A 9,737-nucleotide genomic window follows, 5' to 3' on the forward strand; every position below is an offset into this window, starting at 1 on the left:
ACGTGCTCTGACCTCGATGAATTCATCGTAAGCACGCCTCCTGAGACCGAGATTCCACGGCTCGTAGGCATACTTGAGGCCTGGCCCCACTCGCTATCCCTGGTCGCATGGTTGAAAACAAGCCTGCCGGACCGAATTCCGCAGGTGCACGCCTGCTGGCAGATTGCTGGACATAGCTGGTACTTCCCGGTTCACTGGTAGGCAGGTACCCGCGTGAGACCCGGCTGACGAACAAGGGCGGCTCGGTTGTGCGCTGCCTCCAGCTCACCCAGAACAAGCGACACCCAGTGACGGACAGTCCAAGCATCAAGATCATATGCAACTTCGACTGGGCCGACCAGATCGACCGGGACGCGCCCACCCGGCCGCTGGCCTCGATTGCCGGTTCCTCACACCGGTCCTGGCGGTACTGGTCCCACTGACGTGGGGAGGTGTGGTCGACACCCGCTGCCTGGGCCGTTGGCGTCCGGCCAGGCCTGGGAACGGCTCGGAATCAGCGCCGCGGTCCGCAAGGTCGCAATATCAATATCGAATGTTAATCCTGCCGGTGCCGCTTCCCAGTTCACAGGCACTGTATCTTGAACTGGCCATTGTCGATTTCTTTCTGTCGACGCTACGCCGACGCATTGCCGTGCCGGCATGGCGTTGCGGCCTGGGGGTAAAAGATTCCCCCAGGGCACTCAGTCTCGCGACGCTGCTCCACGACGCCGGGCACTCATCTGGGCCGCACGCCATCCACGTCGCTTGTGGCCAAACACGCTATTAGTTAAGCTAACGTCATGGTGGATGCAGGGGGAACCCTCTCAGCCGCGACCGAGCGGCTAGGCGATTCATTTTTCCAGGATCCCCAGGGCTTTTTCGCGCGGCTGCGCTCGTCCGCGCCGGTGACTCCGGTCATCACACCCGAGGGTGTCCAGGTCTGGCTCGTCACCCGGTACGAGGACGTGCGCGCCGCGCTGGCCGATCCCCGCCTGGCCAAGGACTGGGTAACACACATGACACCCGAAGATTTCGACATCAACGTGGACCCCGTACAGGCGTTTCTCGACCAGCACATGCTGAACCTCGATCCGCCCGACCACACCCGGCTACGCCACCTGGTGGTGAAAGCCTTCACTCCACGCCGGGTGGCCGCCCTGCGGCCACGGATCTCGGACATCACCGACGAGCGGCTGGACGCGATGGCGAACGGCCCCGCTGAGACAGATCTGATCGAGGTGTTCGCGTTTCCGCTGTCAGTGACCGTGATCTGCGAGCTGATCGGCATTCCAGTCGGCGACCGGCAGGCGTTCCGTAAGTGGTCGGAGACGCTGTTGTCCTCGCGGGGGACGCGCGAGGAATCTCGCGCGACCGCCGTCGCTATGTACGAATATTTCACGCACCTGGTCGCGGAGCGCCGACGGTCACCGGCAGACGACCTGCTCTCGGCGCTGATCGCGGCCCGCGACTCGGGTGATTCGCTGTCGGAGCACGAATTGCTTTCGATGATGTTCCTGCTGCTCGTCGCCGGGCATGAGACAATGCTGAACCTGATCGCCGGCGGGGTGCTGGCGCTGCTGACTCATCCAGCCGAACTAAATCGGTTGCGCGACGATCCTGCGCTGTTGCCTTCGGCGGTCGAGGAGCTGCTGCGGTACGCGAACCCCCTGAACCACGCGACCGAACGATTCACGCTGGAGCCGGTGACCATCGGCGACGTCGTCATCCCCGCGGGAGAATGGGTCATGCTCGCAACGGCGTCGGCGAACCGGGATCCGTCACGGTTCGCCGACGCGGACCGGCTGGACGTGGGCAGGGACGCGTCGGGCCACGTGGGGTTCGGGCACGGGATCCATTATTGCCTCGGCGCGCCGCTGGCACGGCTGGAGGGCGAGATTGCGTTCGGGAGCTTGCTGCCCCGCTTCCCCGGACTGGCGCTGGCGATGCCCGAATCGTCGCTGCGTTGGCGGCCCTCCAGCCTCATCCACGGGCTGGAGAACCTCCCTGTCCGGCTGCGCTGACCCGCGCCCCTACCAGGCAGTGCCCACCGGAGGCTCTCGCGCCGCCTGACAAACTCGGCTCAGCTGTCGAAGTCACCAGCCCAAAAATCGCCAACGTGCGATATGCGCGGACAGCTGGCACCCGGGATACCCGCGTGTCAGCCAGAGCCGGCGTCAAATCGTTTGTACCGAGATCGTATTCGGCGCAGCTGCTGGCCCCAAGCTGGCCTCCCGTAGCCGTTCCCTTAAGACCGCGGCCACATCGTCAGGCGCAGCATGGTGGTAGAAATGGCCACCGTCGAAGACCGTGAGATGGAAGTCAGCTGATGTCAGGCTTCCCCAGGCGCTGAGCCTGTCCAGGCTGACGCCAGGATCATGGCGGCCGCCCATCGCCGTGACCGGCACCTGTAACGAGCTCCGGTGCGGGATATACGTCTCCCAGACCTCAAGATCCGCGCGGAACAAGGGTAACAGTAGTTGCACCAGCTCCGGCTGGGCTAATACCTCTGGTGAAGTCCCTTCCAGATCCGCGATGACCGCTAGAAGCTCGCTGTCCGGCAAATCATGCAGCTGCGGCCCGGCAGGCGGCAGATGCGGCGCGCCAAGCCCCGAGACGAAAAGATGTCTCGGCGGCTTGCCGAGCGCGGACAGCTCATGCGCCAGTTCATAACTGAGCAAAGCGCCCATACTGTGCCCGAACAAGGCGAACTCCCTCCCCGCGCGGGTCGCCAAAGGCCCGCTCAGGTCGGCGACAAGCTCCGTGGCCGAATGGAGCGCCGGCTCTCCATGGCGGTTTTCCCGTCCCGGGAACTGTACGGGTATCGCCTCAATGCCCGGGGCCAGCAATACAGGCCACTCCCGATATATCGACGCGCCTGCCCCTGCATGAGGCAGACAGAACAACTGGATCGCGTCCGCGTCCAGCGTCGGCGGAGGAATGGCTTCCGCCCGGCACGGAGGGAAAAACAACACGTCAGTCGCCCTCCTCATAGAAGCCCTTCCCCAGGCTGGGCTCCCGGATCGCTCCGCTCCCGGATGTACTTGACAATGCCGCGCACCGTCGGGTCCTCGAAGAACTCTGCCAGCGTTATGTTCACGCAGAAGCGCCTGCCCAACTGAGTGAGCAGTCTGATCGCGAGCATGGACTGCCCGCCGCTCTCGAAGAAGTTCTCCGCACGACTGAAGGCCGGCACATCCAGCAGCCGTCCGATAATGGCCGCGACCTCGTCATCGAGCGCTTCGGCCACTGCCAGGCAGCCGCCATTATCTGCCGGAGACGATGCGCTCGCTGAAAATGACAGCCGCGCCCGGTCTATTTTCATGTTGGCGTTCTTCGGCAGTTCGGGGAGGCGAATCAACCGTGCCGGAACCATATAGTCGGGCAGCCGGTCACGCAGGAACGCCCTAAGCTCGCCTGTTTCCGGGGATGCTTCGCCTGCCCCTACGTAATAACTGACAAGTGTTTTGTCGCCAGCTCGGATGTCAGCGTCAGCGATCGTCGCTGCCTCCCTGATGCCAGGGTGCCGCAGCAGCGTCGCATCGACCTCATTCATTTCGACTCGAAAGCCTCGGATTTTGACTTGGGAGTCAACGCGGCCGAGGAAATCAAACAAGCCGTTTGACAATCGGCATACCAAATCCCCTGTGGCGTACATCCGCTGGCCCGGTTCTGCCGCGAAGGGATCCGGAAGAAACCGCTCGGCCGTCAGCTCCGGCTGGCCGAGATAACCACGCGCGACGCCGTCACCGCCGATATAGAGCTGGCCGGACACACCGGCCGGCTGAGGACGCAGCATGTCATCGAGCACGTAACAGGTCGTGTTCGAGATGGGACGGCCGATCGGCACTCTCAGCTGCTCTGCCGGCATCGGCGTGACGTGGTGTGCGGTGGCAAGCGTCGTGCATTCCGCGGGGCCGTAACCATTGACCAGCGTGCAACCTGGTAGTACCGCGACGGAGTTGGCTTGGCTGACCGCCATTACGTCACCGCCAACCAGAATCTGAGAAACCGTGGAAAACGTCGAAGGGTCATCCGCCGCAAGCTGGTTGAAGAGCGGTGTCGCCATCACCATGGTGTTAATGCGGTCCGCTCGCAGGGCGTTTGCCAGCCGGCCCGGCGAGAGTATGGTGTCACGGTCGAATCCAACCAGCTCCCCGCCGTTGAGCAACGCGCCCCATACCTCGACCGTGACAGCGTCAAAAGCCGCGTTCGAGATCTGTGCCACCCGGTCGCCTGGCCCGAACTTGATGTAATCAATGTTTCGTGTGCGCCGCACCACGTTGCGGTGTGTTACACAGATTCCCTTCGGTATACCGGACGATCCCGACGTGTACACTACATAGGCAAGATTCTCAGAGCCAGCGCCCCCATCTATCCGGACATCATGAGTGACGCCATCTCGCGTTGTCTCCCCCAAGTGCTCGGCAACTGTGATCACAGGGATTCCAAGAGCGGTCAGACCGTCCTCGTCTGCCTCCGTCAGCAGCGCCACAGGCTTGGATTCTTCCAGAATTGTATGTAACCGACGGGCCGGGCAGGATTGATCCAGCGCCAGATAGGCACCACCAGCCTTGACGGTGGCAAGCATGCCCACAATGACACTGAGGCTCCGATCCGCGTGGAGCGCGACCAGCTGATCAGGCCCCACACCGAGTTCCCGCAGTCGGGAGGCCAGAGAGTTGGTTATCCTGTCAAGCTGCTGGTACGTCAACGTAATAGGACCATATGTCACGGCGGGCGCACCGGGGCAGCGTACGACCTGCTGTGCGAACAGATCGCACAGCGAACCGCTCCGGGGATATTCGGTGGGCATTTTATTCCACGTTATTATAGGATCACGATCCGACGGGACAAGAGGCGCCGCGGCAGCCTCCTCAACCCCTATATCAAATTTCGGCATGAGCGTCCAGTTCTCTCATCAGTTGATTCGTTAACCGGTCGGCATAATTCGGCTATTCTTTCGCGGAAATTCCTTGATTCCTCATTTATGAGACGAGGCCGGCAGCCACAGCGGCATGACGTTCCCGACCTTTTCGATCATTCCATGGCAGTAGGAGCCGCTGTGGTCACGACTCTGCGTCGGCATAAATGGATATTGCAGCCGCTTATGATCAACTGTGAATATACCATCCACTGGCATCGTTTCGATCTTGATCGCATTGGCCAGATCCGTCATATATTCCGCTGGGATCTGTACTGTATAGCTGCGTGAACCGCAGCCCAAGAAGCGGAGCACCTGGAAACCGTCAGTATGCACATCCATGGGAGTATTGCTATACATATAAGGACGATTCAGCATATCGATCTCGAACAGGGCCCGCACCTTGCTGTCGTCCCACCAGTCCTGGCTCTGCGTGAAGCAACGCACGTGATCGACAAAAAGTTCTCTGTACTCATGCAACACGGAATGGATGAAGAGACCGTAATTATTTACATCGTAGTAATCGGCGTCCCGGATGGAGCGGTCCGCGTAGGAGATGATGGGGTCAGCTTCTCCTTGCCGGCGCAGGAATTCAGCAAAGGCGGCGAATATTTCCTGGTACTGGATTCCAGCCTGCCTCACCAGATAGCGGCTTACCGACCGGAGGCTGTGCGTATTATGCAGGGCATGGAAGGCGTAGAAATAATACATGCCCTCGACAAACTCTTCTTCGGAAACTTCTTTCGTGCCAATAACAATCCGGGCTTCCGCGACTTCTCCGCCGGCCGGCCTGGTTACTATCCCCATTTCATCCGCATGATGATATATGGGTGTATTGTTGAGGAGCAGATGCGGATACGCGATCACCGTTTGTGCTTCGTTCTCGCACAGCGTGCCAATGCCTCGCTCAAAAGAAGCGATAGTTTCCCCTGGTAATGGCCAGATTAGCTCGACGAAGGAGCTGATCCTCCTTTCGCGTAAATCTTCCTGGATCGCGGCGAAGGCGCTCAGTCTGATGTTCGATCGAGAGATCAGATCAAGGCTGCCCGGCTCGAGGGTCTGTAGCGATACCGGCTGCGAGGCGATGAGGTTTGCGTCCTGGAAGATACCAGCGATTTCGGTGACCGCATGCGGCTTGTTTTTCGCCGCGGAGAAATAAACGACGTTTGGCGCCCCATGACTTCTTGCGCAGATCGTGATGTGCCGAGAAATATCAATGTCTCGGCTTAGCATCCCCCAGTTTGCGTCGGCAATGAAAAGGAACAGTATCTCGTTTTCGGCTATCCATTTGATTTCATCACGGACCCGCTGCTCATCGAAGCGGTACACCCGATCATTCGTAGCGGCACCCCAGAAACAAAACCCACAGTGGTATGGGCAACCGCGGTTCGTCTCCAAAATTGCTATACTGTAAGCAGCATCGAATATTCCCGTCAGGAATGGCGATGGAATGTCGTCAAGACTGCTAATCCTCGGCTGTTTCGGAGTCGTCACCAATTCGCCGTCACGGTAGAAGCTGAGACCATTGACTTCATGGAGACGCGGACTGGAGTCGGTCAGCGCGAGCAGGTAGCGCGTGAAGGTGATCTCTCCTTCTCCGTTACAGAGAACGGTCCGCTCATCATCACTACTGAGGTAACGGTGGGCCTGCGACATCACCTGAGGGCCGCCAAAGATGATCTGCACATACGGTCTTGCTTGCCTGAGGGCAGCCGCAACAGACCTCACCAGGTTCATATTCCATACGTAGCAGCTGAACGCGTACACATCGGCAGCTGACCCGACCAGGTCCCGGATGATATCGGCCCGGGGTGTCTTGGCGACAGCCGCATACCGCTCGAAGCGATACTCACTGCGAATCACCGAATCCGTCATGGCATACGCTTGAAGGTAACCGGAGGCCAGCGGTGTCATCCGCTCGAAAACGGTCAGTTCAACGAGCATGGCCTTCTTCAATTCGCTCGCCTTTCAGGAGATGGAAAGCACCCGACGAGTGGCACCGCCTACGAACGACTCCGTTATGAACGACCAGTGTCGCTCCAGTACCAGCCAGAGCACGCCGCGGGCTCAAAGCGAGTGAGATAGGGTACCGGATGATCAGCATTTTCACAAACATGGTCATCAGCGGATAGATCCGCACAGTGATCGATGGGCCGGTGGCAGTAAAGACCTGACAATAATATTCTCGAGGATAAAACAGGGAATGACCTAGAGAGTCCGTTCAAGTAAATCATCAGGCGCATATGAAATCTTGCCGGGTGACGCGGCCAGACCGAAGACGAGCTATCATGAGGATCATAGCAGCCGCTCTGGTCAAGCGGAGCGCACCGATAATTAACGGCCCAAGATCTGCGAGATTCTCTTGGTGACTGCTTGCAAACTGCTCCAGAACAAAACAACCAGTGCCGCGGGACCAATCGCGGCGAGGTTAGAACCCCGTTGGCCCGAGTACCTGTCACCTCCATTGGTTAACAAATTAGTGGATCATTGATCCAAACGTGACCAACGCATCGAACGATATGTTAACGGATAGACAACGTGTTGACTAAGACGACGAACTTAGTTCGGTAAATCAGGGTAAAGAGCGCTCATAATGAACTTGGTTCGCCACCACAGCGTGTTTCGGAAGTCATCGTTCGATCAGGGAGCCGCCTCCAGGTGGTTCCTGACAAGGCCACAGGCCCGACCGATACCGGATGCGTGGTATTCGATGTGGCCGAGAACGCGGCCAAGGGCCGCCTGGAGGCGGCGAGCCGGACAGCTGGCTTCCGCAACACGCCCTGGTACGGCTTCCGCGGGAAGGTGGTCGGCGGACCGGCTTTTGATCGTCCTCTCCGAGCTATGACGCCCTCAGGACGAGCCCCTTCAGGCGCGCTTGCTGACCGGGGCCGGCTCAGGAACTGCGGCTTTCGCACCGGCCGTTCGGCGCTCGACCAACCCGAGCGCTACACCGGCAATGATGATCACACCGCCGAGGACCTGCGCGAGCCGCACTGTCTCCCCATTGATCACCACAGCGCCGAGCACACCGAACACCGGTACCAGGTTGAGGATGTTGACCGCGACGCTCGAGGCCATCCGGCGCAGGCCGTAGTTATAGAGGAGAAAACCGCCGACAGAGCACGCCACGGCCAGATAGGCGAGCAGCTCCGAAACCGTGACGCCCGGCAGCCGCCACTCCCCGATCTCCAGAAGCGAGGCGAGCAGGAAGCCGACAGCGCCCGCGACGGTCTGGTAATAGGTGAGGTTCACCGCGTCCTGCCCGCGGCCCGCGTACTTGCTCAGCACGTTGTACCCGGCCCACACCAGCCCGCCGAGCAGCAGCAGGACATCGCCGAACCAACGCGCGCTGCCCCCGACTTCCGCCCCGTTGCGCACGACCAGAAAGGCTCCCCCAACGGCGATCAGCACGCCAACGACCCGAAAGGGCGGCATCCTGATCCGGAAGAGCACCCGTTCCAAGAGCATGGTCATCAGCGGATAGGAGGCCACGATCAGGGACGCGTCGGAAGCGGTCGACAGATCGACGCCGATGTTCTCCAGCACGAAGTAGGCCGTGATGCCGAGCAGGCCGCTCAGATAGATCATCTGCCGCTGGCGGACATCCGGCCGGGCAACCGGGTTGCGGCGCGTGCGCACCATGATCCCGAGTGACACAGCGGCGATTGTGAAGCGGATGGCCCCGATGGTCAGTGGCCCGACTTCTGCCAGCACCTCCTTGGTCACCGCGTACGAACTGCTCCAGATCAGCGCGGCCGCCACGACAGAACAGATCGCCAAGGCCTTTGTCGTCCGCTCATCCACCCTGATGTCCCTTCCCCTCCGAGCTCCACGACTCCGCCCGGACCGCGTAGCAAGAAAGCGAATCACGAACGGAATTATTGCAATGATGCTAACAATCAATCCAATGAAATGGCAGATTGGCCGAATATAATTCGGCTTTTCAGAAAGGTGGCAGAACATGGACGAACTAGATTCGGCGTTACTACGGCTTCTCCAGCAAGACGGTCGGCGCACCAACCGGGACCTGGCGCAGAAGCTGGGGATCGCCCCCTCCACCTGCCTGGAGCGGGTGCGCTCCCTCCGCGAGCGCGGTGTGCTGCTCGGATTCCACGCCGACGTGGACCTCCCCTCGCTCGGCCGGGGGCTACAAGCGATCATCGCTGTGCGGGTACGGCCCCCCACACGTGCGGTCATCGAGCAGTTCCAGGCGTTCGTGGCGCGGATGCCCGAGGTGATCGCGGTCTTCGTGCTGACGGGCACCGACGACTTCCTTCTCCACGTGGCGGTTCGCGACGCCGACCATCTCCATTCGGTGGTCCTGGACAAACTGACTGAGCTCCAGGCGCTCGCGGACGTACGCACCTCGGTGATCTACGGGCACTCGCGGAAGAACGTCATCGAGCCAATGTGAGGCTGTGGGCGCACGTCGTGGGCTAGGCCGTTGACCTGTGCGGACGACGGGTTGGGAGCATGGCTGCTCGACATGGTCGCCGGCCGGACAGCTGTTTCGCCCAGTAGCGCCTTGAGCGACCGGCAACAGGGGACGCGGCGTCGCGAGGCTGGGGCACGCGCCTCACCTCATCGCTGCCCATCCATGGCCGCGCGGTGCACGGCTGCCCCGGCTTGCCGGTCGCCCCCACCATCTCCGGTGACTTCCCGCGCCGCCTCACGCGGAGAAGCCGCCCACGCCGAAGAAGGAGGGGCGTGGGGCAGCAGCGCCGCTGAGCACAGTGCTGGTCAGCGGCTGCCGCGCGCTGGCGAGCGGCACCTGGAAAGTAGTGGCCACGCTGGTGATGAGGGGCGTCCCAAGGCTGCCTACCACCACGACGACCAA

6 protein-coding genes are annotated in these 9,737 nt (G+C 60.9%); 2 read left to right on the forward strand and 4 right to left on the reverse strand.

Annotation, left to right across the window (positions count from 1 at the left end; translation table 11 throughout):
- Nucleotides 1-779: 779 nt before the first annotated feature.
- Nucleotides 780-2,000 carry a cytochrome P450 gene (locus tag MJ785_RS09460; protein ID WP_239380483.1) on the forward strand — a complete coding sequence of 407 codons (1,221 nt, stop codon included), beginning with the start codon at nt 780-782 and terminating at the stop codon, nt 1,998-2,000.
- Nucleotides 2,001-2,153: 153 nt separating this feature from the next.
- On the opposite strand, the gene MJ785_RS09465 is transcribed toward MJ785_RS09460, so the two are convergent.
- The 4 genes from MJ785_RS09465 to MJ785_RS09480 all read right to left on the reverse strand — a co-directional run bounded on the left by MJ785_RS09465 (nt 2,154) and on the right by MJ785_RS09480 (nt 8,704).
- Entirely contained in the window at nt 2,154-2,951 is a 798-nt protein-coding gene (locus tag MJ785_RS09465) for a thioesterase II family protein (RefSeq protein WP_239308886.1), read from the reverse strand.
- Nucleotides 2,952-2,965: 14 nt separating this feature from the next.
- On the reverse strand, nt 2,966-4,792 hold the full coding sequence (locus MJ785_RS09470) for a non-ribosomal peptide synthetase (RefSeq protein ID WP_239380485.1): 1,827 nt from the start codon (nt 4,790-4,792) through the stop codon (nt 2,966-2,968).
- A 168-nt stretch (nt 4,793-4,960) separates the two neighbouring features.
- Nucleotides 4,961-6,844: a cobalamin-dependent protein gene (locus MJ785_RS09475; protein ID WP_239308888.1), complete on the reverse strand. Its 1,884-nt coding sequence runs from the start codon at nt 6,842-6,844 to the stop codon at nt 4,961-4,963.
- Between the two features lie 921 nt (nt 6,845-7,765).
- Nucleotides 7,766-8,704 carry a DMT family transporter gene (locus MJ785_RS09480; protein ID WP_239346703.1) on the reverse strand — a complete coding sequence of 313 codons (939 nt, stop codon included), beginning with the start codon at nt 8,702-8,704 and terminating at the stop codon, nt 7,766-7,768.
- A 157-nt stretch (nt 8,705-8,861) separates the two neighbouring features.
- Here MJ785_RS09480 and MJ785_RS09485 point away from each other — a divergent pair, with 157 nt between their 5' ends.
- A complete protein-coding gene (locus MJ785_RS09485; RefSeq protein WP_239308893.1) occupies nt 8,862-9,314 on the forward strand; it encodes an Lrp/AsnC family transcriptional regulator in 453 nt (150 codons plus the stop codon).
- Nucleotides 9,315-9,737: the final 423 nt, after the last annotated feature.

Source organism: Protofrankia sp. CiT1 (genome assembly GCF_917627335.1).
In the GTDB taxonomy this organism is placed as follows: domain Bacteria; phylum Actinomycetota; class Actinomycetes; order Frankiales; family Frankiaceae; genus Protofrankia.

Excerpts from the sequence above, each read along its gene's own strand:
- MJ785_RS09460 (WP_239380483.1), top strand. The coding sequence starts at position 780 with ATGGTGGATGCAGGGGGAACCCTCTCAGCCGCGACCGAGCGGCTAGGC.
- MJ785_RS09470 (WP_239380485.1), bottom strand. The coding sequence starts at position 4,792 with ATGCCCACCGAATATCCCCGGAGCGGTTCGCTGTGCGATCTGTTCGCA.
- MJ785_RS09475 (WP_239308888.1), bottom strand. The coding sequence starts at position 6,844 with ATGCTCGTTGAACTGACCGTTTTCGAGCGGATGACACCGCTGGCCTCC.
- MJ785_RS09485 (WP_239308893.1), top strand. The coding sequence starts at position 8,862 with ATGGACGAACTAGATTCGGCGTTACTACGGCTTCTCCAGCAAGACGGT.